The 21,959-nt window shown below is 68.3% G+C and carries 20 protein-coding genes; 6 read left to right on the top strand and 14 right to left on the bottom strand.

Annotation, left to right across the window (positions count from 1 at the left end; all coding sequences use genetic code 11):
* The first annotated feature begins 146 nt into the window (after positions 1-146).
* Complete coding sequence (locus ABLI39_RS14910; RefSeq protein ID WP_349414240.1) at positions 147-2,099, top strand: M13 family metallopeptidase; 1,953 nt, start codon at positions 147-149, stop codon at positions 2,097-2,099.
* A gap of 75 nt (positions 2,100-2,174) precedes the next feature.
* On the opposite strand, the gene ABLI39_RS14905 is transcribed toward ABLI39_RS14910, so the two are convergent.
* From ABLI39_RS14905 to ABLI39_RS14885, 5 genes are all read right to left on the bottom strand, one after another.
* Positions 2,175-3,749: an LCP family protein gene (locus ABLI39_RS14905; RefSeq protein ID WP_349414239.1), complete on the bottom strand. Its 1,575-nt coding sequence runs from the start codon at positions 3,747-3,749 to the stop codon at positions 2,175-2,177.
* A 163-nt stretch (positions 3,750-3,912) separates the two neighbouring features.
* On the bottom strand, positions 3,913-4,872 hold the full coding sequence (gene era / locus ABLI39_RS14900; protein ID WP_349414238.1) for a GTPase Era: 960 nt from the start codon (positions 4,870-4,872) through the stop codon (positions 3,913-3,915).
* Positions 4,856-6,187 carry a hemolysin family protein gene (locus tag ABLI39_RS14895; RefSeq protein ID WP_349414237.1) on the bottom strand — a complete coding sequence of 444 codons (1,332 nt, stop codon included), beginning with the start codon at positions 6,185-6,187 and terminating at the stop codon, positions 4,856-4,858. The genes era and ABLI39_RS14895 overlap by 17 nt, the downstream gene beginning before the upstream one ends.
* The gene (ybeY, locus tag ABLI39_RS14890) at positions 6,184-6,657 is read right to left on the bottom strand and encodes an rRNA maturation RNase YbeY (protein WP_138769270.1); all 474 of its coding nucleotides are present in this window, start codon (positions 6,655-6,657) and stop codon (positions 6,184-6,186) included. Before ybeY ends, ABLI39_RS14895 begins: the two co-directional genes overlap by 4 nt.
* Positions 6,654-7,742 (bottom strand): PhoH family protein, encoded by a 1,089-nt coding sequence (locus tag ABLI39_RS14885; protein ID WP_349414236.1) that lies wholly within the window; start codon positions 7,740-7,742, stop codon positions 6,654-6,656. Before ABLI39_RS14885 ends, ybeY begins: the two co-directional genes overlap by 4 nt.
* A 461-nt stretch (positions 7,743-8,203) precedes the next feature.
* Between ABLI39_RS14885 and ABLI39_RS14880 the strand changes: the two genes are divergently transcribed.
* Positions 8,204-9,088, top strand: coding sequence for a GerMN domain-containing protein (locus tag ABLI39_RS14880; protein WP_349414235.1), 885 nt, complete (start codon positions 8,204-8,206; stop codon positions 9,086-9,088).
* 41 nt (positions 9,089-9,129) lie between these two features.
* Here the strand turns inward: ABLI39_RS14880 and ABLI39_RS14875 are convergent, their stop codons facing one another.
* The 3 genes from ABLI39_RS14875 to hrcA form a co-directional block, all read right to left on the bottom strand.
* On the bottom strand, positions 9,130-9,912 hold the full coding sequence (locus ABLI39_RS14875) for a 16S rRNA (uracil(1498)-N(3))-methyltransferase (RefSeq protein WP_349414233.1): 783 nt from the start codon (positions 9,910-9,912) through the stop codon (positions 9,130-9,132).
* Positions 9,913-9,914: 2 nt separating this feature from the next.
* Positions 9,915-11,042: a molecular chaperone DnaJ gene (gene dnaJ, locus ABLI39_RS14870; protein WP_349414232.1), complete on the bottom strand. Its 1,128-nt coding sequence runs from the start codon at positions 11,040-11,042 to the stop codon at positions 9,915-9,917.
* 81 nt (positions 11,043-11,123) lie between these two features.
* Complete coding sequence (gene hrcA / locus ABLI39_RS14865) at positions 11,124-12,137, bottom strand: heat-inducible transcriptional repressor HrcA (RefSeq protein ID WP_349414231.1); 1,014 nt, start codon at positions 12,135-12,137, stop codon at positions 11,124-11,126.
* Positions 12,138-12,382: 245 nt separating this feature from the next.
* Between hrcA and ABLI39_RS14860 the strand changes: the two genes are divergently transcribed.
* Both ABLI39_RS14860 and ABLI39_RS14855 read left to right on the top strand, forming a co-directional pair.
* Positions 12,383-13,231 carry a DUF3097 domain-containing protein gene (locus ABLI39_RS14860; RefSeq protein WP_349414230.1) on the top strand — a complete coding sequence of 283 codons (849 nt, stop codon included), beginning with the start codon at positions 12,383-12,385 and terminating at the stop codon, positions 13,229-13,231.
* Positions 13,232-13,351: 120 nt separating this feature from the next.
* Entirely contained in the window at positions 13,352-13,771 is a 420-nt protein-coding gene (locus ABLI39_RS14855) for a DUF4870 domain-containing protein (protein WP_138769263.1), read from the top strand.
* Between the two features lie 36 nt (positions 13,772-13,807).
* Here ABLI39_RS14855 and hemW read toward each other — a convergent pair whose 3' ends face one another.
* Together hemW and lepA are read right to left on the bottom strand one after the other, a co-directional pair.
* Positions 13,808-15,046 carry a radical SAM family heme chaperone HemW gene (gene hemW / locus ABLI39_RS14850; RefSeq protein ID WP_349414229.1) on the bottom strand — a complete coding sequence of 413 codons (1,239 nt, stop codon included), beginning with the start codon at positions 15,044-15,046 and terminating at the stop codon, positions 13,808-13,810.
* A 2-nt stretch (positions 15,047-15,048) separates the two neighbouring features.
* On the bottom strand, positions 15,049-16,902 hold the full coding sequence (gene lepA, locus ABLI39_RS14845) for a translation elongation factor 4 (RefSeq protein WP_349414228.1): 1,854 nt from the start codon (positions 16,900-16,902) through the stop codon (positions 15,049-15,051).
* Positions 16,903-17,145: 243 nt separating this feature from the next.
* On the opposite strand from lepA, the gene ABLI39_RS14840 reads away from it, so the two are divergent.
* Both ABLI39_RS14840 and rpsT read left to right on the top strand, forming a co-directional pair.
* A complete protein-coding gene (locus ABLI39_RS14840; protein ID WP_349414227.1) occupies positions 17,146-17,706 on the top strand; it encodes a type II toxin-antitoxin system PemK/MazF family toxin in 561 nt (186 codons plus the stop codon).
* A 223-nt stretch (positions 17,707-17,929) separates the two neighbouring features.
* The gene (rpsT, locus tag ABLI39_RS14835) at positions 17,930-18,190 is read left to right on the top strand and encodes a 30S ribosomal protein S20 (protein ID WP_056739236.1); all 261 of its coding nucleotides are present in this window, start codon (positions 17,930-17,932) and stop codon (positions 18,188-18,190) included.
* 106 nt (positions 18,191-18,296) lie between these two features.
* Here rpsT and holA read toward each other — a convergent pair whose 3' ends face one another.
* The 4 genes from holA to ABLI39_RS14815 all read right to left on the bottom strand — a co-directional run.
* Positions 18,297-19,310 carry a DNA polymerase III subunit delta gene (gene holA, locus ABLI39_RS14830; RefSeq protein WP_349414226.1) on the bottom strand — a complete coding sequence of 338 codons (1,014 nt, stop codon included), beginning with the start codon at positions 19,308-19,310 and terminating at the stop codon, positions 18,297-18,299.
* Positions 19,244-20,164 carry a ComEC/Rec2 family competence protein gene (locus tag ABLI39_RS14825; protein WP_502935236.1) on the bottom strand — a complete coding sequence of 307 codons (921 nt, stop codon included), beginning with the start codon at positions 20,162-20,164 and terminating at the stop codon, positions 19,244-19,246. The genes holA and ABLI39_RS14825 overlap by 67 nt, the downstream gene beginning before the upstream one ends.
* Positions 20,165-20,528: 364 nt before the next feature.
* Positions 20,529-20,861: a hypothetical protein gene (locus ABLI39_RS14820; RefSeq protein ID WP_349414224.1), complete on the bottom strand. Its 333-nt coding sequence runs from the start codon at positions 20,859-20,861 to the stop codon at positions 20,529-20,531.
* Positions 20,858-21,959: RHS repeat-associated core domain-containing protein (locus ABLI39_RS14815; protein ID WP_349414223.1), on the bottom strand; the 1,102-nt coding region annotated here is incomplete at its 5' end. The genes ABLI39_RS14820 and ABLI39_RS14815, both read right to left, overlap by 4 nt.

Below are 21,959 nucleotides of genomic sequence, written 5' to 3'. Positions count from 1 at the left end.
GCAGCTAAGAAGGAGCAGTTCTGCGCGCACATTTTCACACTAACACGGGTGCGTAAGATGAAGGAGCCATACCTCCGCAACGTCCACCATGCAGACGCCGCACCGGTGCCAGGGCCCGGCGCAGCGTCCCATTCGAAGGAGCAGCAGTGCCGCTTTCCGGGATTGACCAGTCCACCATCGACGCCGGCGTCCGCCCCCAGGACGACCTTTACCGGCACTTCAACGGCAGCTGGCTGAAGAACACCCCCATCCCGGACGACCGGCCGCTCGAGGGCACCTTCACGGCGCTGCGCGACGGCTCGGAGCTTGCGGTCAAGGAGATCATCCTGGAAGCGGCCGGCCGCGGCGCGGACGCGACCGGCATCGAACGCAAGATCGGGGACCTCTACAACAGCTTTATGGACGAGGACACGGTGGAGGCCAAGGGTGCGGAGCCGATCCGTGCCCGGCTGGCCGAGGTCTTTGCCGCCCCGTCCGTGGCCGAGCTGGTCCGGCTCGCCGGGCGGCTGTTCCGCGCCGACGTCTCCGGGCTGTTCTACATCTATCCGGCGCCGGACGCGGGCAACCCGGACCGGATCCTGCTTTACACGGGCCAGGGCGGCCTGGGGCTGCCGGACGAATCCTATTACCGCGACGAGAAGTTCGCGCCGACGGTCCAGGCCTACCGCGACCACGCCCGCACCATGTTCGGGCTCGCCGGCATCCCCGACGCCGAGGGCGCTGCCGCCCGCGTGGTGGAGCTGGAGACGTCCCTGGCGTCGCACCACTGGGACAAGGTCACGCTGCGCAACCCGCAGAAGACCTACAACCTGAAGTCGGCCGAGGAGGCTGCGCAGGTGTTCCCGTTGCTCCCGGTCTGGTTCGACGCCGCCGGGATCGCCCCGGAGAAGCGCGCCGAGCTCGTGGTGAGCACCCCGGATTTCTTCGCGGGCACGGCCGCCCTGCTGGGCACGGTGTCGCTGGCCGTCTGGCAGGAATGGCTGGCACTGCGGGTCATCAGCGCTGCCGCCCCGTACCTGTCCGCCGCCTTCGTGGACGCGAACTTCGCGTTCTACGGCACCACGCTGAGCGGCACGCCGCGCAACCGGGACCGCTGGAAGCGCGGCGTCGCCGTCGTCGAGGCCGCCCTGGGTGAGGCAGTCGGGCAGATCTACGTCGCCCGGCATTTCCCGGAAAGCCACAAGGAGCACATGCGCGCGCTGGTGGCCAACCTGATCGAGGCGTACCGCGGGTCGATTACGGACCTGGCCTGGATGGGCGAAGAGACCAAGGTGGAGGCGCTGAAGAAGCTCGATTCCTTCCGGGCCAAGATCGGCTACCCGGACAAGTGGATTGACTACTCCGCCGTGGTCATCGACGAGGCGGACCTCCTCGGCAACGTGGAGCGGGCCCACAGCGCCGACGTCGACCGGCACCTGGACGAGGTGGGCAAACCGGTGGACCGGGAGAAGTGGCTCATGACGCCGCAGACCGTCAACGCCTACTACCACCCGCTGCTGAACGAGATCGTGTTCCCGGCCGCGATCCTGCAGCCGCCGTTCTTCACCGCCGACGCCGACGACGCCGTCAACTACGGCGGGATCGGCGCCGTGATCGGCCACGAGATCGGCCACGGTTTTGATGACCAAGGTTCCCAGTACGACGGCAGCGGCCTGCTCCGCAACTGGTGGACCGAGGCGGACCGGACCGCGTTCGAGGCCCTGACCTCCAAACTGGTGGCCCAGTTCGATGCGCTCTCCCCCGCCGAAGCCGAGGGCCACCACGTCAACGGCAAGCTGACGCTCGGTGAGAACATCGGCGACCTTGGCGGCCTCACCATCGCGTACAAGGCGTACCAGCTCAGCCTCGGCGGGCAGGAACCGCCGGTCCTTGACGGGCTTACCGGCGCGCAGCGCTTCTTTGCGTCCTGGGCCGCATGCTGGCGCCAGGTCATCCGCGGCGAGGAGGCGGTCCGCCGGCTGGCCACGGATCCGCACTCCCCCAACGAGTTCCGCACGAACAACATCGCCAAGAACCTCGATGCTTTCCACGCGGCCTTCGAAACCGCGGAGCAGGACCGTATGTGGCTGGCGCCTGAGGAGCGGGTGAGCATCTGGTAGCGGGCAGCCGCCGCTGGCAGGGTCAACAAAGGCGGGCCGGGTGACATCACCCCGCCCGCCTTTGTTGTGTTGTTCCTAGCGGGTGATCAGCGCGGGGTTGGCCTGCTGGCAGACGGTGTCTCCGGCTGTCTGGTTGACGATGTCCGGCGGCAGCGTCGCCGGGGCGTCCGGCTGCTGGGTCGCGCCGGCATAGTCGCGGCCAACGTAGACCTGCACGCCGGTGACGCCGGCCGCCGGGAGCACCTGGGAGGCCGGGATGCCCAGCAGCGCGGCGACGTCCACTGCGACGTCGGCGAAGTTGGCCCCGTAGTACACCGCCGTCGTCGCCACCGCCTTCGCGGTGAGCTGGCCCGTCTGGGTGAAGCCGCCCGCGGTCAGCGCGGCGACCAGCTCCTTGGCCCGTGCCGGGTCGCCGGTGCCGTTGGCCACGGTCACGGGCTGCAGGGCCTTGTTGTAGGCCGGGGCGGCGGGACTCTGGCTGGCCGCCGGTTCCGTACTGGCCGGGGCGCTGGCCGAGGCATCCGGTTTCGCGGCCGGGTCGGTCAGGTCAATGTCCTTGCGCATCGCCGCGAACAGCTGCGAAGCGGCGGGTTCGGCCAGCTGCAGGCGGTTGGAGTCCGACACGGCGGGCTCGGTGGGGGCGGCGACAAAGGCCACCTTGCTGACGTCGATGTCCCTGAGCCGGTTCCCGACCGTCAGCAGCGTCGGGACGGAGGCCATGCCCTCGTCAATAGTGAGGTTCTTGGTGATCGCGTCCGCGATGCCAAGCATCCGGCCCGGGTTCGAGAGGGTGCCGTCGTCCTTGATCTTGCGGACCAGGGAGGACAGGAAACCCTGCTGAGCCTTGATCCGGCCGAGGTCGCTGCCGTCCCCGAAGGCATGCCGGGTCCGGACGAAGGAAAGGGCCTGCTCGCCCTGGACCTTGGAGGTGCCCTTGGGCAGGCGGAGCCCGGAGTCGGGGTCGTAGATGGCGTCACTGACACACACGTCCACGCCGCCCACCGTGTTGGACAGCTCCTTGACCGAGTTGAAGTCGGCCATCATAAAGTGGTCGATCTCCAGGCCGGTTATCTTGTTGACCGTGTCCACGGCACAGCCGATGCCGGCCTCAGACATCGCCGCGTTGATCATGACATTCTTCTGGGCCGGAAACTCCTGCTTCGTTTTCTGGTCCACGCACTTGGGAATGTTGACCAGCAAATCGCGCGGGAAGCTGATCACGCTCACGCGCTTGTTGTCCGCGGAGATGTCCATCAGCATCATCACGTCCGAGTGGCCGTAGCCGGTGGATTCGGCCGCGCTGCCATACTGCGAGTTCTTGCCGTCGCGGGTGTCCGACCCGAGGATCAGGATCTGCATCCGGTCCTTCGCTTCGTCCACGGTGTCTTCGGTCCGGCTGTTCCCGGCGCCAAGGGCCTGCTTGGTGATGTTTCCCTGCAGCCGGATGAACCAGTACGCGCCGAAGGCAATCACCCCCACGAGCAGGACCGAAATGACCAGCGTGGTGGCCTTCAGCCATACCGGGGTCCGCGGGCCAGCACCCAGATGGCGGGCGAGGCCGACGGAAGGGTCTTCCGTGTGCCGGGCAGCGGCGTTTGACCGAACCGGGGAGCCGGTTCCGTCTGCACGGTTGTCACGGGGTCGAACCACGGGTGGTGCCTTCCTTAGCGAGCGGGAGTCTGACCATTTTAGTGTCCGAAACTGGGAAAATCCCGATGGGCGTGCCGGGGCCGGGCCGCGGCGGCCTTCCGCGGTCCGGGCCGGCGGTGCGGCGGGTGTACCGAAACGCCGCCCACACCGCCGTCGTTGGGGGTCAGAAACCCAGTTTCACCAGCTGCTTCGGGTCGCGCTGCCAGTCCTTGGCGACCTTGACGTGCAGGTCCAGGTAGATCCGGGCGCCAAGAAGCGCCTCGATGGCCTTGCGCGCCGTGGTGCCCACCTCCCGGAGCCTGGCGCCGCCCTTGCCGATGATGATGGCCTTCTGCGAGGGCCGCTCCACGTACAGGTTGACCCGGACATCCAGGAAGGGGCGGTCCTCGGGGCGGCCCTCGCGCGGAACGATCTCGTCGACCACGACCGCCAGGGAGTGCGGAAGTTCGTCACGGACGCCCTCGAGTGCGGCTTCGCGGATCAGTTCGGCGATCATCACCGCTTCGGGCTCGTCGGTCAGGTGCCCGTCCGGGTAGAGCGGCGGCGACGGCGGCATGTGGCTGATCAGCACATCCGCGACGGTGCCGACCTGGAAGCCGTCCGTGGCGGAGACCGGGACGATGTCCTTCCAGCCGTCCCCGCCCAGCACCTCGCGGCCAAGGGCGGCGACGGCGAGCAACTGCTCGGTCAGGCCCTGGCGGTCCACCGTGTCGGCCTTTGTCACGACCGCGATGACCGGCTTGTTTCCGAGGGCGGCAAGCTGCGCCGCGATGAACTTGTCCCCGGGGCCGATCTTCTCGTTGGCGGGCAGGCAGAAGCCGATCGCGTCGACCTCGGCGAGGGTATCGGCGACGAGTTCGTTCAGGCGCTTGCCGAGCAGGGTGCGCGGGCGGTGCAGTCCGGGGGTGTCGACGAGGATCAGCTGGGAGTCCTCGCGGTGCACGATGCCGCGGATGGTGTGGCGGGTGGTCTGCGGCTTGGCCGAGGTTATGGCGACCTTCTGGCCGACCAGGGCGTTGGTGAGGGTGGATTTGCCCGCGTTGGGCCGTCCCACCAGCACCGCGAAACCGGCCCGGTAACCGCCGAAGGGCGCTTCGCCGTCGGACTTATTCTGCTTGCTCACGTGGAACTCCCTGTTGCGTTGGTTCGGCCTCGTCGAGAAGGCCTTCAAGGTCAGTTTCTTCCTTTGGAACTGCGGCCGCAATGATGTGGCTGACGCGGTTCCGGCGGCCCTCGAGCCGGTCGGCCCGGAGCGTGACGCCGTCGACGGCGACCGTGCTCCCGACGATCGGCACCCGGCCGAGCGCCTTCGCGAGCAGGCCGCCCACGGTGTCCACCTCGTCGTCGTCGAGCTCGAGGTCGAAGAGCTCGCCGAGGTCGTCGATGCTCATCTTGGCGCTGACCCGGTAGCTGCCATCGCCCAGTTCCACGGCTTCGGCCGCCTCGGTGTCGTATTCGTCCACGATCTCGCCGACGATCTCCTCGATCAGGTCCTCCAGCGTGACCAGTCCGGCGGTCCCGCCGTATTCGTCGATCACGATCGCGACGTGCGTCGATTCCTTTTGCAGCTCCCGGAGCAGCTCGCTCACGGGCTTCGAATCCGGCACGTAGCGGACTTCGCGGGCCAGTTCGTCGACGAGCGGCGGCTCCTCGCCCGGGGCCAAGTTGTGGACCACGGCGGCGACGTCCTTGAGGTACACGATGCCGAGGATCTGGTCCGTGTTCTCACCGATGACCGGGATCCGTGAGTACCCGGAGCGTAGGAACAGCGACATCGCCCGGTGCAGGCTGGAGCCCGAGTCGATGCAGAGGATGTCGGTCCGGGGCACCATCACGGAGCGGACCAGCGTGTCGCCGAAGTCGAACACGGACTGGATCAGCTCGGCCTCGTTGTCCTCGATCACGTCGGATTCGCTCGCGCGTTCGACCAGTTCGCGGAACTCCTCTTCGCTGAAGAAGGCCTCGTTGTCCGCCGGCGCGCCTGGGGCGACGGCGCTGCCGACGGTGACCAGCCACCCCGGAATGGGGCCGAGCACCCAGCAAAGCCAGCGGATCAGCGGGGCCGAGAACCGCACCAGTCCTGCCGAGTGCACCCGGCCGAGCTGGCGCGGGGACACACCGACGATCACAAAGCCCACCAGGGCCATGATGCCCGTGGCCGCCAGGCCCGCGAGCCAGACGTTATCCAGCAGGCTGTGCAGCAGCACGGTCACGGCCACCGCCGAGGCCATCTCGAACCAGACGCGCCAGAACCGGAGCGCGCGCATGTGCGCCACCGGCTGGCCCATGATCCGTTTCAGCGCGGTGCCGCGGCTGTGCAGGATCGCCTGTTCGGCGTCATGCCGGGGAAGGTAGTTGAAGGCCGCCTCGGCCGCGGTCAGCAGGGCGGCAAAGCTGAGGAAGACCAGCGCCATGCCGGCCACGATCAGTGGGGTCACTGAATCGTCTCTGCCGGGGCGTCCTTGCCGGTGAAGCCGGAGAGCAGTTCGCGCTGCAGGCCGAACATCTCCTCCTTTTCCTCCGGTTCCGCGTGGTCAAAGCCGAGCAGATGCAGGATGCCGTGGGTGGTGAGCAGCAGCATCTCGTCCTGGGTCGAGTGCCCGGCGTTCTTGGCCTGCACCTCGGCTACCTGGGGGCAGATCGCGATGTCGCCCAGCATGCCCTGCGGGGTCGGCTTGTCCGGTGTGCCCGGGGTCAGTTCGTCCATCGGCACGGACAGCACGTCCGTGGACCCCGGCTCGTCCATCAGTTCGATGTGCAGCTTCTCCATGGCGGGCTCGTCGACCAGCAGGATGGACAGCTCCGCCTGCGGGTGGATGAAGAGCCGTTCGAAGACAAACCGGGCCAGGGCCACCAGTTCCGCCTCGTCGACGCTCACGCCTGATTCGTTGTTGACTTCGATGCTCATGCGCGTTCTCCCCGGTTCTCCCGGGCGACGGAGTGCTTGACCCGGTTCCTTTGTATTTCGTCCCAGTTGCTGTAGGCGTTCACGATGTCGCCCACCAGCCGGTGCCGGACGACGTCTGAGGCGTCCAGCACCGAGAAATTGACGTCCTCGATCCCCTGCAGGATCTCTTCGACGATCCGCAGCCCGGAGCGGGTGCCGAACGGCAGGTCCACCTGGGTTACGTCGCCGGTGACCACCATTTTGGAGCCGAAGCCCAGCCGGGTGAGGAACATCTTCATCTGCTCGGGGGTGGTGTTTTGCGCCTCGTCCAGGATGATGAAGGCGTCGTTGAGCGTGCGCCCGCGCATGTAGGCCAGCGGTGCCACCTCGATGGTGCCGGCGGCCATCAGCCGCGGGATCGACTCGGGGTCCATCATGTCGTGCAGCGCATCGTAGAGCGGACGGAGGTAGGGGTCGATCTTGTCGCTGAGCGTGCCGGGGAGGAAGCCCAGCCGCTCCCCCGCTTCCACCGCCGGGCGGGTCAGGATGATCCGGTTGACTTCCTTCTGCTGCAGCGCCTGGACCGCCTTGGCCATGGCCAGGTAGGTCTTGCCCGTGCCGGCCGGGCCGATCCCGAAGATCACCGTGTTCGCGTCGATCGCGTCCACATAGTTCTTCTGGTTCAGGGTCTTGGGCCGGATGGTCTTGCCGCGGCTGGAGAGGATGTTGAGCGTCAGGACGTCCACGGGGTTCTGCAGCGACTGGCTGCGCAGCATTGACACCAGTTGCTGCAGTACGGCCGGCGTGATGACGGTGCCGCGGGCCACGAGGCCGCGCACTTCGTTGAGCAGCCGCATGATCCGGGGTACGTCGGCGGCCGGGCCGCTGATGGCGAGTTCGTTGCCGCGGACATGGAAGTCGACGTCGGGGAACTGGGTTTCGATGAAGCGCAGGGCTTCGTCGTGGCTGCCCAGGGACTGCACCATTTGGTCGGAGTTGTCGAACAGGACCACTTCCGTCCGCAGGCCTGGGAGGGAGTGGGGAAATTCCCCTGCGGTGCGCTCGCCCGCGCTGATCCGGGCCTTGCCGTTGGCTGCTTCAGTCATGGTGTTGGCCCGTGGGCCTCTGGTCCCCTCCAGTTCGGAAATGGTCTCCCGCCATTGCCGGCCGACGCCGGTCCGGGCCGTCAGCGCCGGTTCCGGCGGGTCCCTCCATCTTACGCCAGCGCGGCCCGGGACCGGCGCCCGGGTCCGGCGCAGCGACATTAGGTATCAACTTCATATCGTCCTCATATCGTTCCCGTTGCAGTTCGCCGGCCGGCGCGAAAACCCGCCCGGAGCGCCCCGGCGCTGTGTAATGCTGGATTTGGCCTTGCCGGGCCCGACGCTGCCGTTCCCCGACGGAGGGCGGGCAACCCGGCGCGGCCGGCGCCCTGCCCGCGGAACAAACCCGGCAGGCACGGAGCAGTGCATGATTCAGGGCTCACAGCGAAAGGACGGCGGCCATCAGCCAGCGTGAAGTAGTCAAGGCAGCAGGACGGCGTGCGCGCCGTGGGGCCCTGCTGCTGGTGCTGCCTGCCGCCCTGGCGCTGTCCGGCTGCGTGGCCACGCCCCAGCCGGGAATCACCGACTCGGGCACTCCCACCCAGACGGTGCCCGGCCCCGCCGCGGGCGCCGCCGCCACCAGCGCGCCGCTGGAATCCACGCAGGCGTCCAACAAGGCCCCGGTCTACTGGATCGGGCGCAGCAACAACAATGTCTTCCTCTACCGCGAGTTCCGGGACGTCTCGGAGCAGGACAACCCCATCACACGGGCCCTGCGCGTGATGATGTCCGAGAAACCGCTGGATCCCGACTTCTTCACCCCTTGGCAGAACCCGAAAAAGCTGGCCACGTCCATTTCCGGCAAGAATGTCATCACGGTGGATGTGTCCGCGGACGCGTTCAACAGCAACGTCGACGCCGAGATGGCCGAACGCGCCATCCAGCAGCTGGTCTACACCGCCACGGCCGCCGGTGCCAGCGCCGGCCTGACCGACGCCGGGCAGCAGATCCAGGTGGTCATCCTGGTGGACGGGCACACCGATTACGTCGCGTTCAACCGGGTCCGCCTCGGTTCGCCGACGTCGCGCAGCGCCGGGATGGTGGCGCCGGTGTGGATCATCGATCCGCAGGAAGGCACCCAGGCAGCCGAGGGGGCCGTGAAGTTTACCGGCCGGAGCACCGTCCCGGGCGGCAAGCTGCGCTGGGAGATCCTGCGGGTCGACGGCACCACGAAGACCCCCTACCTGAACGGCAACATCACCGCCTCCCCGGACGGCGCGCAGGCCGGCCTGTTCAACTTCTCGCTGAACCTCGGGCCCGGCAGCTATGAGGCCCGGGTGTCGCAGGTGGATCCGGGCAGCACGGTGCAGGACCTGAACGTGGACACCCGCGGCTTCACCGTCCGCTAGGCACGGCCCCGGCAGCGGCGCCCGTCTGCGGTGCCCGGCGGCTACCAGCGGCCGAGCACGTCGCTGGCCAGCACGGTGGCAGCCGGGCCCGCGGTGGAGGAACGCAGCACATGATGGCCCAGCAGGGCGGTCACCGCACCGGCGTCGCACAGCCGGGTGACCTCGCGGGGGCTGATGCCGCCCTCGGGACCGACAATCAGGAGCACCTCGCGCGGCTCGCCGCCGTCACTCCCCTGCCCCTGGGCCGCGCCGCGCCAGCTTTCCAGCACCTGGCGGAGCGGGCGGACCGCATCCTCGTGCAGGATGACGGCAAGGTCCGCGGCCGCGACGGCTGCCTGCAGGGCGCCGCCGTCGACGGCGTCCCGGACCTCCGGGATCCAGGCGCGGCGCGCCTGCTTCGCGGCGGCCGTCACCACGGACTGCCACTTGGCGTGGGCCTTCGCTGCGCGCTCGGGCTTCCACCGGACGATCGACCGTTCCGCCTGCCAGGGCACGACGGCGTCGATGCCCAGTTCCGTAGCGGTTTCGGCGGCCAGTTCGTCGCGGTCGCCCTTGGCCAGTGCCTGCACCAGGATCAGCCTGATATCCGGCCGCGCCTCGGTGCTGGCCTCGACGCATTCCACCGTCAGCTCCTGGGGAGCGACGGCGGTGACGGTGCCGGTGATGCGGGTGCCGGCGCCGTCGGCAAGGTCGACCGCCTCCCCCACGGCCAGCCGCTTGACGGTCACCGCATGGCGCGCCTCGGCGCCCGTGAGGACGAACGTTGTGCCGGGGCCCTGGTCGTCCAGGGTTCCTGCGGGCGTGAAGAAGACCGGGTTACTCACCGCTACAGGTTACCGAGCCGGTCCCGCAGCTTGGCGAAGACGCCGCCGCTGGCGGCGAGCTTGCCTTCGGTGAACTGCTCGCCGCGGAGCTTGGCGAGCTGGCGGAGCAGGTCTTCCTGGGCGGCGTCGAGCTTGGCCGGGGTGTCCACCTGCAGGTGCACCTTGAGGTCGCCGCGGCCGTAGCCGCGCAGGTGGGTCACGCCCATGCCGCGGAGCGTGATGATCTCGCCCGACTGGGTGCCTGCCTTGACGTCGATCTCCTGCGCCCCGTCAAAGGTCTCAAAGGTCACTTCCGTGCCCAGGGCGGCCGCGGTCATCGGGATGTGTAGGCTCGCGTGCAGGTCGTCGCCCTCCCGGACGAAGGTCGGGTCGTTGTTGACCCGGATCTCGACGTACAGGTCGCCGGAGGGACCGCCGGCCGGGCCGGCCTCACCCTGGCCGGAGAGCTGGATGCGGGTGCCGGTGGCAACGCCGGCCGGGACCTTGACAGTCATCGAGCGGCGGCTGCGGATCCGGCCCTGGCCGCCGCACTCGTTGCAAGGGTCCTTGATTACGGTGCCGAAACCCTCACAGCTGCCGCACGGGGCAGTGGTCATAACCTGGCCGAGGATGGAGCGCACCGCGCGCTGGACCTGGCCGCTGCCGCCGCAGATGTCGCAACGTTCGGGGTGGCTGCCCTCACGGCAGCAGGAGCCCTCGCAGGTGGGGCAGGTGACGGCGGTGTCCACCTCGAGCTTCTTGTTGACGCCGAAGACGGCGTCGCGGAGCTCGATCCGGACGCTGATCAGTGCGTCCTGCCCGCGCCGGACCCGGGAAGCGGGGCCGCCCTGGCCGCCAGCGCCGCCAAAGAAGGTCTCGAAGATGTCCTGGAAGGCGAAGCCCTGCCCGGCGTAGCCGCCGCCGAAGCCGTTGTCGGTGCCGTTCTCGTTGCCCGTGGTGTCGTAGACCCGGCGTTTCTGCGGATCGGAGAGCACCTCGTAGGCGTGCGTGACCGCCTTGAACCGGTCCGAAGCGTCGTCACCGGGGTTCACGTCCGGGTGCAGGGTCCGCGCGAGTTTGCGGTAGGCCTTCTTGATTTCTTCCCCCGTCGCTTCGCGGGAGACTCCAAGAACGTCGTAGTGGCTGCTCAAAGTGTGTATCTCTTCCTGGTTGTACTGCCGGTAACTGGCAGAGCCTGTGTCAGGTAAATGGCTGGTGCCGGGGCCGGGCCGTCAGGGCCCGAGGATCCGTGAAAGGTAGCGGGCCACCGCACGGACGGCGGCCATGGTGGTGGGATAGTCCATCCGCGTGGGTCCGAGGACGCCGACCTTGGCGGTGGCGTCCGGACCGTAGCCGGTGGCCACCACGGAGGCTTCGGAGAGGCCGTCGTAGGGGTTCTCCCGGCCGATGCTGACGGTGACGCCGCGGGGGTCCTGCGCCATGTCGCTGAGCAGGCGCAACATCACCACCTGCTCCTCGAGGGCCTCGAGCACCGGGCCGATGCTGAGCGGGAAGTCCACGTTGGACCGGGCCAGGTTGGCCGTGCCGGCCATGACCATCCGTTCCTCGCGGCTGCTCGCCGCCAGCGACTCGAGCCCCCGGGCGAGGGCCTGGGCCGCGCCGCGCCGAGCGGGCGGGCAGCTGTCCGCGACGGCCTGCAGCGACTGCGGCAGCAGGTTCAGCGGGGTGCCCGAAAGCTTGGCCAGGAACAGGGTGCGCAGTTCCGCGAGGGCCTCGTCGCCGAGCTCCTGGCCGACGTCGATCACCCGCTGTTCCACCTTGCCGGTGTCGGCGATCAGCACGGTCAGCACCTTGCGCGGAGCCAGCAGCACAAATTCGATGTGCCGGACCCGGGCCCGGCTGAGCAGCGGGTACTGCACGACGGCGACCTGGTTGGTCAGCTGCGAGAGCAACCGCACGGTCCGGTCGAGAACGTCGTCGAGGTCGTCCGAGCCCTCCAGCAGCGCCTGGATGGCGCGCCGCTCCGCAAGGGACAGCGGCTTCACGGCCGAAATCTGGTCCACGAACAGGCGGTAGCCCTTGTCGGTGGGGATCCGACCGGCGCTGGTGTGCGGCGCCGTGATCAGGCCCTCGTCCTCCAGGGCCGCCATGTCGTTGCGGATCGTGGCGCTGGAGACGCCCAGGTGGTGCCGCTCCACCAGCGCCTTGGATCCCACCGGTTCACGGGAATGGACGTAGTCCTCCACGATGGCGCGCAGTACTTCAAGTTTGCGTGGCTCGCTCACGCCCCACCTCCAATCGACCTGTTTCCGCTGAGCCGGGTGCCGCCGGGCGTGACGGGACGCGCCCGGGAACCCGCGGTTAGCACTCGACATGCCTAAGTGCTAACCAGTCTAATATGACTCGCGCCGTTGTTAGCATTGGATTCGCTGCGGGCGTGACCGCCGGGACAGGTGTTTCCGGGCACACCGCAGGCCGCGGGACCGAATCGTCCCCCGAAACTTTCCGAGCGCAAAGCAGTGTGTAGCAGATGACGTACCAGAACTGGGGCCCGCAGGACCTGTCCGCCCCCGCCAAGGCCCAGCTCCCTGAAATCCCGGTGGAACGCGGCATGGTGCTGGAGGACGTCCAGTCCGGCTGGGTGGGCGCTGTGACCCGGGTGGAGAAGTCCGGCGGCATGCACGTTGTGGCCCTCGAGGACCGGCGCGGCAAGTCCCGTTCCTTCCGGCTGGGCTTCGGCTTCCTGCTGGAGGGCCAGCCCATCCGGCTGATGCCGCCCGCCCCCCGGGCCCCCGCTGCGGCCGCCGGGGCGCGCACGGCCTCCGGCTCGGTGCGGGTGGCCGGACAGCGCGCCCAGGTGGCCAAGGCCAGCCGGATCTGGGTGGAAGGCAAGCACGACGCCGAGCTCGTCGAGAGGGTCTGGGGCGATGACCTGCGGGTGGAGGGCATCGTGGTCGAGCCGCTGCATGGCATCGACGACCTGGCTGCCGCCGTGAAGGAGTTCGGGCCGGGCCCGGGCCGCCGGCTCGGTGTGCTGGTGGACCACCTCGTCCCGGATTCGAAGGAGTCCCGGATCGCCGACGCCGTGATGGCGTCCCCGGGGGCCGCCGGCAACGTGCTGATCGTCGGGCACCCGTACGTGGACGTCTGGCAGGCCATCCGCCCGGCCGTGCTGGGCATTGAACAGTGGCCGGTGATCCCGCGGGGGGTGGACTGGAAGACCGGGATCCTGACGGCCTTCGGCTGGCCGCACAGCAGCAAGGAGGACATCGGCCTGGGCTGGCAGAAACTCCTCGGGGCCGTCCGCAGCTACGCGGACCTGGAACCGTCCCTGCTGGGCCGGGTGGAAGAGGTCATCGACTTCCTTACGGTGCCGTAGCCGCCCCGCTGTGCGCCGGTTCGGTGCCCGAGCAAGTATTCTTGGAACGGCGCCCGCAGCGTTTGTTGCGGCCGCGGCCCTACAAGTACCAATGCTCCACCGCAATCCAAAGGACGAAACGTGGCAGAAGATGCACGCGAACACACGGACCACCAGGCAGGCCATGGCGAGTCGCAGTATCACGGCGTGCCCGCTAATGCCCTGCCGCTGACGGCGAGCGAGGACCGGCAGTGGGCCACCCTGGCGCACTTTGGCGGCATTCTGGGCTGCATCCCTTCGCTGCTGATCTACCTGATCTTCAAGGACCGCGGCCCCTTCACGGCGCAGGAGTCGAAGGAAGCGCTCAACTTCACGCTGCCGCCCACGATCGCCGCCGTTCTCGCCAACCTGCTGGTCTTTGTCCCGGTGGTCGGAAACCTGTTCGCCGTGCTGGCGACGGCCATCTGGCTGGCCCTGGCCTGCTTCTCCGTCGCGGCGGGCATCCACGTCAACCGCGGCCAGCCGCACCGCTACGAGTACAACCTCCGCTGGATCAAGTAGCGCGCACGGAGACCTACCGCCGGCGCGGTCCGGGTCCTAGTCGGGCAGGATCCTGCGGACCACCGCGTCCGCCAGCAACCGCCCCTTGAGCGTCAGCACCAGGCGGCCCTTGAACGCCTGTACCGGGTCCACCAGCCCGTCCGCGATCAGCCCGGCCACGGCGTGCCGTCCGGTGTCCCCCAGCCCGCCCAGGCCCGGGATGTCCAGTCCGGTCACCAGCCTGGCCTCGAGCATCACGCGCTCGACGTGGCGGGTTGCCGAATCAAGCGTCTCCCGGCCGGCGGCCGGCGATACCCCGGAGCCCAGCCGGGACGCGTAGGCCGTGGGGTGCTTCACGTTCCACCAGCGGACCCCGCCCACATGCGAATGTGCGCCGGGTCCGATCCCCCACCAGTCGTCCCCGCGCCAATAGGCCAGGTTGTGGCGGCAGGCCTGCTCCGGGGTGCGGGCCCAGTTGCTGACCTCGTACCAGCCAAGGCCGGCGGCGGAGATCAGCTCGTCGGCGAGCTCGTACTTGGCTGCGTGGTCGTCGTCGTCGATTCCGGGGACCTCGCCGCGGCGGATCTGGGCGGCGAGCTTGGTGCCGTCTTCGACAATCAGCGCGTAGGCACTGATGTGGTCCGGGCCGTAGGAGAGCGCCGTCTCGAGCGAGTAGCGCCAGTCCTCCAGCGACTCGCCGGGCGTGCCGTAGATCAGGTCCAGGCTGACGGCGAGGCCGGCCTCGCGGGCCCACTGGACCACTTGCGGCACACGGCTGGGCGTGTGGGTGCGGTCCAGGACCTTCAGGACGTGCGGCACGGCGGACTGCATGCCGAAGGAGACCCTGGTGAAGCCGGCATCGGCGAGCAGCTGCAGTGATTCGGGCGTGACCGAGTCCGGGTTGGCCTCGGTGGTGACCTCGGCGCCGGGCTCCAGGCCCCAGGTCTTGATCGCGGCGGCCAGGATGCTGGCCAGGTCCGCGGCCGGCAGGAGCGTGGGCGTCCCACCGCCAAAGAAGACGGTGCTGAGCCGGCGCGCCGGCAGGCCCGATGCTGTGAGCACCCGGCCGGCGAACTCCACTTCGGCTACGGCGGTGCCGGCGTAGGCGTCCTGCGAGGCACCGCCGCCGAGCTCGGTGGCGGTGTAGGTGTTGAAGTCGCAGTAGCCGCAGCGGACGGCGCAGAACGGAATGTGCACATAGAGCCCGAAGGCCCGGTCCGCGGCGCCCTCCAGCGCTTGGCCGGGCACGAGCCCGTCCGGCGGCGCGGGGTCACCGAGGGGAAGCGCGCTTGGCATGGCTACTTCTTGGCCTTGTCCTTGGACTCTTCCGTGGTCAGGGCGGCGATGAAGGCCTCCTGCGGCACTTCGACGCGGCCCACCATCTTCATGCGCTTTTTGCCTTCCTTCTGCTTCTCCAGCAGTTTGCGCTTTCGGGTGATGTCACCGCCGTAGCACTTGGCCAGGACGTCCTTGCGGATGGCGCGGATGCTTTCGCGGGCAATGATCCTGGAGCCGATGGCGGCCTGGATCGGCACCTCGAATTGCTGGCGCGGGATGAGTTCGCGCAGCTTGCCCGTCATCATCACGCCGTAGGCGTAGGCCTTGTCGCGGTGGGTGATGGCGCTGAACGCGTCCACCTGCTCGCCCTGGAGCATGATGTCCACCTTGACGAGGTCGGCTACCTGGTCGCCGTCGGCCTTCCAGTCCAGCGAGCCGTAGCCGCGGGTCTTGGATTTGAGGATGTCGAAGAAGTCGAAGACGATCTCGGCCAGCGGCAGGCGGTACCGGATTTCCACCCGGTCCTCGGAGAGGTAGTCCATGCCGCCCATCACGCCGCGGCGGCTCTGGCACAGCTCCATAATGGCGCCGACGAATTCGTTGGGGGCCAGGATGGTGGCCGCCACCATCGGCTCGCGGACCTCGGAGACCTTGCCGGTGGGGTATTCGCTGGGGTTGGTGACGTGCACGACCTTCTTGTCCTCCAGCGTCACCTCGTACTCCACGTTGGGGGCGGTGGAGATCAGGTCCAGCTTGTACTCGCGTTCGAGCCGCTCGCGGGTGATTTCCAGGTGCAGCAGCCCCAGGAAGCCGACGCGGAAGCCGAAGCCCAGCGCGGCCGACGTCTCCGGCTCATAGACCAGCGCGGCGTCGTTGAGCATCAGCTTCTCCAGCGCGTCGCGCAGCACCGGGTAGTCCGTGCCGTCCAGCGGGTACAGGCCGGAGAAGACCATCGGCTTGGCGTCGGCGTAGCCGGGCAGCGAGTCGCTGGCCGGCTTGGCCAGGTTGGTGACGGTGTCGCCGACCTTGGACTGGCGCACGTCCTTCACGCCGGTGATCAGGTAGCCGACCTCCCCGACGCCCAGGCCCTTGGACGGGGTGGGCTCCGGGGAGCTGACACCGATTTCGAGCAGTTCGTGCGTGGCGCGGGTGGACATCATCTGGATGCGTTCGCGCGGGTGCAGCATGCCGTCGACCACACGGACGTAGGTGACAACGCCGCGGTAGGTGTCGTAGACGGAGTCGAAGATCATGGCCCGGGCGGGGGCGTTCGGATCGCCGACCGGGGCGGGGAGGTCGCGGATGATCTTGTCCAGCAGGACCTCGACGCCGGCGCCGGTCTTGCCGGAGACGCGCAGCACCTCGTCCGGGTCGCCGCCGATCAGGTTGGCCAGTTCCTCGGCGTACTTCTCCGGCTGGGCGGCAGGAAGGTCGATCTTGTTCAGGACGGGAATGATCGTGAGGTTGTTCTCCATCGCCAGGTAGAGGTTGGCGAGCGTCTGTGCCTCAATGCCCTGGGCCGCGTCCACGAGCAGCACGGCGCCCTCGCAGGCGGCCAGCGACCGGGACACCTCGTAGGTGAAGTCGACGTGGCCGGGGGTGTCGATCATGTTCAGCGCGTAGCTGGTGCCGTCCAGTTCCCACGGCATCCGGACGGCCTGGGACTTGATGGTGATGCCGCGTTCGCGCTCGATGTCCATCCGGTCCAGGTACTGGGCCTTCATGTCGCGGGACTGCACGACGCCGGTGTACTGGAGCATCCGGTCGGCCAGCGTGGACTTGCCGTGGTCAATATGCGCAATGATGCAGAAGTTCCGGATGAGGGCCGGATCTGTTGCGGCAGGCACCGGGGCGGTGCGGGCCATGGGAGACACGCAGGGTCCTTACTGTTTGGCAATACCTGGGAGCTGTACTGGCTGGCTGTTCCACGGCCGAACGCAGCGGGTGGAACCGTGTTGCCTGTTCCACCGCGCTGCGGCACGCCGCATTTCTCGTTCCTTATAGTCTCCCACGTCCCGGAGCGTGGCCCTGCATCAGCCGCCGCGGTCAGGCGCCGGCCGGGCAACGGCCGAGTGCCGGCCGGGCGCTGGCCGGCAGGCGGCCGGTAGGGTTGCTCCATGGCCATGAATCTCCGTTCCCTCAGCAACGCCGTCCGCGGCGCCCTGCGCTTCCTCGACCGGCTCGGCGGCGGCGCGGCGGCCCAAACGCGGCGCCCCGGCGGCAAGCCCGGCCGACCCCCCGGCGGCACGTCTCCGGCCACCTCCGGCGGACTCACCGGTACCTACCCGGGCGATTTCCGCGGCAAGGCCACGGTGCAGTACAACCCCGCCGCCAACGGCCGGCCCGAACCCGGCGAGATCGTCTGGACCTGGGTGCCGTTCGAGGAGGACCACACCCGGGGCAAGGACCGCCCGGTGCTGCTGGTGGGGAGCAAGGGCCGCTACCTGCTCGGCCTGATGCTCACCAGCAAGGACCACGACGGGGACGACCGGCGCGCAGACGACTACGTGGACATCGGCACCGGACCCTGGGACCGGCAGTGGCGTCCGAGTGAGGCACGGCTGGACCGCGTCCTGCAGATCAATCCCGAAGACGTGCGGCGCGAAGGTGCCATCCTCGACGCGGGACGCTTCCGCGCCATCTCCGCGGCGCTGCGCGACCGGCATGGCTGGTCCTGAGCCCCGCTTCCGGGCATCCCGCCACGCGTGCCCGCCCGCGACCCGCGGCGGCCGCCGGAAATCGCCACCGGCCGCGCGTCTCTGCTATTATTGACAGCTGTGTGTCCGTGCAGGTCGACGGCCACAGATGGTTGGTCGCCATAGGTATCCCCACGCCGCTCAGTCAATGGCCAATCTGAAAGCCCTCTAGACCATTTTCCGCATTGAAAAAGAGAGTTCACACGTGGCTAATATCAAGTCCCAGAAGAAGCGCATCCTGACCAACGAAAAGGCTCGCCTGCGCAACAACGCAGTCAAGTCCGAGCTGAAGACGGCCATCCGCGCCGTCAACACCGCCGTTGAGTCCACCGACAAGGATGCCGCTGCTGCTGCACTGGTTACTGCCAGCCGGAAGCTCGACAAGGCTGTCAGCAAGGGTGTTCTTCACAAGAACAACGCTGCAAACCGCAAGTCCGCGATCTCCAAGAAGGTCAACGCACTCTAAGGTTTTCCAGTTCAACCGAACTGATGATTGTGGCCGGCACCCCCAGGGTGCCGGCCACAGCCAGTTAACGCGGAGACGGGACCAAGGCGAGCCGCTGTGCCTAGCGTCAGCGGCGCACCGATCCGGCAATCACCGTCACGGCGTGTTCGACGGCGTAAACCGGGTCACGCGAGAGCCCCTTGACCTGCGCGTCCGCCTCGGCGGTGACCTGGATGGACCGCACCAGGCCTTCCGGCGTCCAGCGCCTGGCCTCGCGCTGCGCCTGCTCGACCAGCCAGGGCTGCATGCCCAGCTGCTTGGCGATCTGCCCGGAGGAGCCCGAGGCGCCCGCGACCTTGGCCAGGGAGCGCAGCTTCGACGCCAGGGCCGCGACGATCGGCACCGGGTCCGCTCCGGTGTCCAGGGCGTGGCGGAGCGTGGAGAGGGCCAGCGGCGCGTTGCCGGCCATGGCGGCGTCGGCAACCTTGAAGGCCGTGGCTTCGACCCGGCCGCCGTAGTAGCGGTCCACCATGTCGGCGTCGACGGCGGTGGTTGCGTCAGCGATCAGCTGGCTGCAGGCGGCGGCGAGTTCGGCCAGCTGCGCGCCGACGGCGTTGACCAGGGCATGCACGGCGTCCTGCTCAATCCGGCGGGCGGCCGCCTTAAACTCGGTCGTGACGAAAGCGGCCTTGTCCGCGTCCTTCTTCAGGGGCTGGCAGTCAACCACCGGCCAGCCGCCGGCCTTGATCGCGTCCAGGAGTTTCTTCCCCCGCACTCCCCCGCCATGGCGGAGCACCAGCACGGCGTCGGGCTCGGGCTGGGCCAGGTATTTCAGGGCGTCGGCGAGGAAGGCGTCATTCATGGCCTCCAGTCCCTCGACCTCGATCAGCTTCTGCTCGCCGAAGAGGGACGGGCTAACGTTCATAGCCAGGGTGCCGGGCTCGTAGCTGCCGGCGTTCAGCCGGGTGACCTCGACGTCGGGGGCGGCCGCCCTGACCTGGGAGCGGATCCGGTCCATGGCGCGGGACCCAAGGTAATCCTCCGGGCCGCCGACCAGGACCACCGGCGCCGGCGTCACATCGCGCCAGGTGGCGGTGTTCGCCGCCGCGGTCCGGGTGCGTTGCGTCTGGGCAGCAGCCACTGGTGATTCCTCCGGGAAGTTGGTTTGCAGACTCTAAGCCTGCCACGGCGGGGACGGTCCACCAAGCCGCGGCGGCCGGGTCCGTGGTGTCGGCGCATGCCGGCGCCGGGGGATGTTCTCCGGTCCAGCGCGGCGGCCAGGAGGAGCGCCGTCCGTTCCTGGATGATCCGGACCCGGCCCAGGGTAGCGGCGGGGTGGGTCACGAGCCAGATGGCGGCCACGGACAGCACGGAAAGCAAAGCCATCGTGGACGCACCGAACGCACCCTCCGGCCAGGGCAGCGCCGCGCCGGGGAGAGCGGCGAAGTACCGGGCAATGCCCGCCACGCCGCCTGCAAAGGTGCCGGCGACGGCAAGCGGAACGGCCGCCGTCGCCGGGACCACGGCAACGAGCGGCACGGAGGCCGTGCCGACCACGGTCACCGGAGGCACCAGCGCGGCAGCGGCGAGGTTCGCGGGCAGGGCGTAGCTGGAAAACTGCGGCTGGAGCAGCACGATCACAGGTCCGCAGAAGAGCTGGGCGGACAGCGGAACCGCGATTCCGGCGGCGCACCAGCGCGGCACAACGGCGGGTAGCCAAGCCATCAACGGCCTGCCCGCAACCACGATGCCAAGGGTGGCCAGTACCGACAGCAGGAACCCGAAGTCGGCCGCCAGCGCCGGATTCGCCAGCAGAAGTCCGGTGGAGGCAACACAGAGCAGGCTGAGGCCGCGTCCGGCCCGGCCGAAAGCCAGCGCCGAGAGGCCGACCGCGCCCATCACGGCGGCCCGCAGGACGCTGGCGTCGGGGCCGACCATCAGGACGAACAGGCCTAGCCCCGTCAGGGCACAGCCGGCGGCCGCCGGCCGGGGCAGCCGCAGGGTGCGGGCAGCGAGCAGCAGGACCCCAAGGACCAGGCTGCAGTTGGCTCCAGAGAATTGTCAAGAGAGGGGTGGCTATGAGCCGGCTACTGTCAGAGCCTTCCAGCGCCTCATGTCGATAGGATTCGCCTGAGAAGCTGAGCCTCGCTCTCGTCTGGACGGTGCCACCTCTAAGCTGCACTTCCCGTGGTAGTCGCCGGTGTGGCTTTCTTGATGACGACGCCCGGGCCGAAGCTCGTCAGTCCCATACCGGCGCCCTGACCGCCCTGGACGATCATTAACGCTGCCCCGCCGACCACACTGGGTTTTGCAGTACCCGCTCCGGCGGCTTGCGGCGGTGACCCCGTCGGTCGAGCGTTCAAGAAACGAAGAGGACGGAACCTGTATCGCCGTAGACGCGCTGCTCGGAAACGCCGTCGTTAGGCGTCCATGAAGCCGATTGGAACCCCTCGATGCTTATAGCCGGATGCTTCTCGAGTTGCGTTTTGACAATTCGTAAACTGCCCCGGAAGTACAAGGTCCTGCCGCCCTCGATCTCGATCTCTAAACCATCAGGAATGTCCGTAGCGCCCGCCAGTGCGAACAGGGAATCGAATGGCCTTCCGTACCATCCATCAGGAAGCATCAGACCGGCACGTCCATGCTTCGCAAAGAACCGCTTCAATTTATCGGCGGGCGATCCAAAAATCATTTGACTATCCATTCGTCGGAGACCATTCCGTTGATGTACACCTGGTTACCACCTCCTGACAGGGACCCGAACGCTTCTTCCCATGGGTTCTCGGCGGTCCCGCCCAAGGGTTGCTGCGCAGCCGAACCTTCGTAGAAGCGCGTTCCCGCTGGCACTCTAATATGACTCACTTCCGTGGCGGTATTTCCCCAAGCCGGAATCAGCGCACTATCGAGCTGGGCCTGGAGCGGACCGGTCGGGATATCCCGGCTCCAGTACCGCGCGACCGGCCCAGCTTGACCACCATAGACGCGGTACAGATCTACTGGTTCCGAGGCCCTCACTCGATGATAGGACGCGGATCTAAAAGTCTCCGCTACATGTTGCGGAAGGGGCCCCGGATTGATGGGTCCAAATTGTCCGCGCAGCCGGAAGCGGTTGATTGCCTGAACTGCAGCATGGCCACCCGCACCACCAGCACCACCCAACGCGGCCCCAAACACGGTACCTTGGGCGGTCGCTCCCACGGCGCCTGAAATAGTATGGGGGCCGGGGCCAGAATAGTAGCCATACGAGCTTTGAATACCGCCGCTGATGCCACCTGAACTAGCCCCGGCCACGAGAGTTGCTTTCATCCCGCACAATCCAGCGCGGGCAGCGATACTCGCGCCGCCGAAACCGCCCAAGGCACCACTAAGCGCAACCTGTCCCCAGTTCACCCCGCCGGTCGTGGCTTTCTGGATGATCGTGTCGGCGCCGGCTGCGATGAGAACCATCCCGGCCGGCCCTCCGACCCCGGTGGCCATGAGGACGCCGCCGGCGATCACCATGGCTCCGCCGGCGATGTATTCCCAGTTATCTCCCAACCAGTCCCCGGCGGCGGCGAACGCTGCCCGGCTCGAGCCGTCGTAGGCCTTCAGTTCGTCGTCGGTGAGCGGCCGCAGTCCGGTGGGGTCGGTGGTGTTGATGGGGTTGTTGCCGGCGTAGGCGTAGGGGTTGCCGTCCCAGCCTGCGCCGAGGACGGGGGCGAGGGGGTCGGTGGAGAGGAAGGCACGGGTGGCCGGGTCGTAGGCACGGGCGCCGAGCCATTCCAGGCCGGCGATGTCCAGGCCGCCGCTG

This window comes from Pseudarthrobacter sp. B907, from assembly GCF_040137805.1.
Lineage (GTDB): Bacteria > Actinomycetota > Actinomycetes > Actinomycetales > Micrococcaceae > Arthrobacter.
Note: the sequence above shows the minus strand (reverse complement) of the source record. Positions and strands in the feature narration are given on the sequence as shown.

Excerpts from the sequence above, each read along its gene's own strand:
- ybeY (WP_138769270.1), bottom strand. The coding sequence starts at position 6,657 with ATGAGCATCGAAGTCAACAACGAATCAGGCGTGAGCGTCGACGAGGCG.
- ABLI39_RS14840 (WP_349414227.1), top strand. The coding sequence starts at position 17,146 with ATGGCCATGAATCTCCGTTCCCTCAGCAACGCCGTCCGCGGCGCCCTG.
- ABLI39_RS14885 (WP_349414236.1), bottom strand. The coding sequence starts at position 7,742 with ATGACTGAAGCAGCCAACGGCAAGGCCCGGATCAGCGCGGGCGAGCGC.
- ABLI39_RS14860 (WP_349414230.1), top strand. The coding sequence starts at position 12,383 with ATGACGTACCAGAACTGGGGCCCGCAGGACCTGTCCGCCCCCGCCAAG.
- hemW (WP_349414229.1), bottom strand. The coding sequence starts at position 15,046 with ATGCCAAGCGCGCTTCCCCTCGGTGACCCCGCGCCGCCGGACGGGCTC.
- ABLI39_RS14820 (WP_349414224.1), bottom strand. The coding sequence starts at position 20,861 with ATGATTTTTGGATCGCCCGCCGATAAATTGAAGCGGTTCTTTGCGAAG.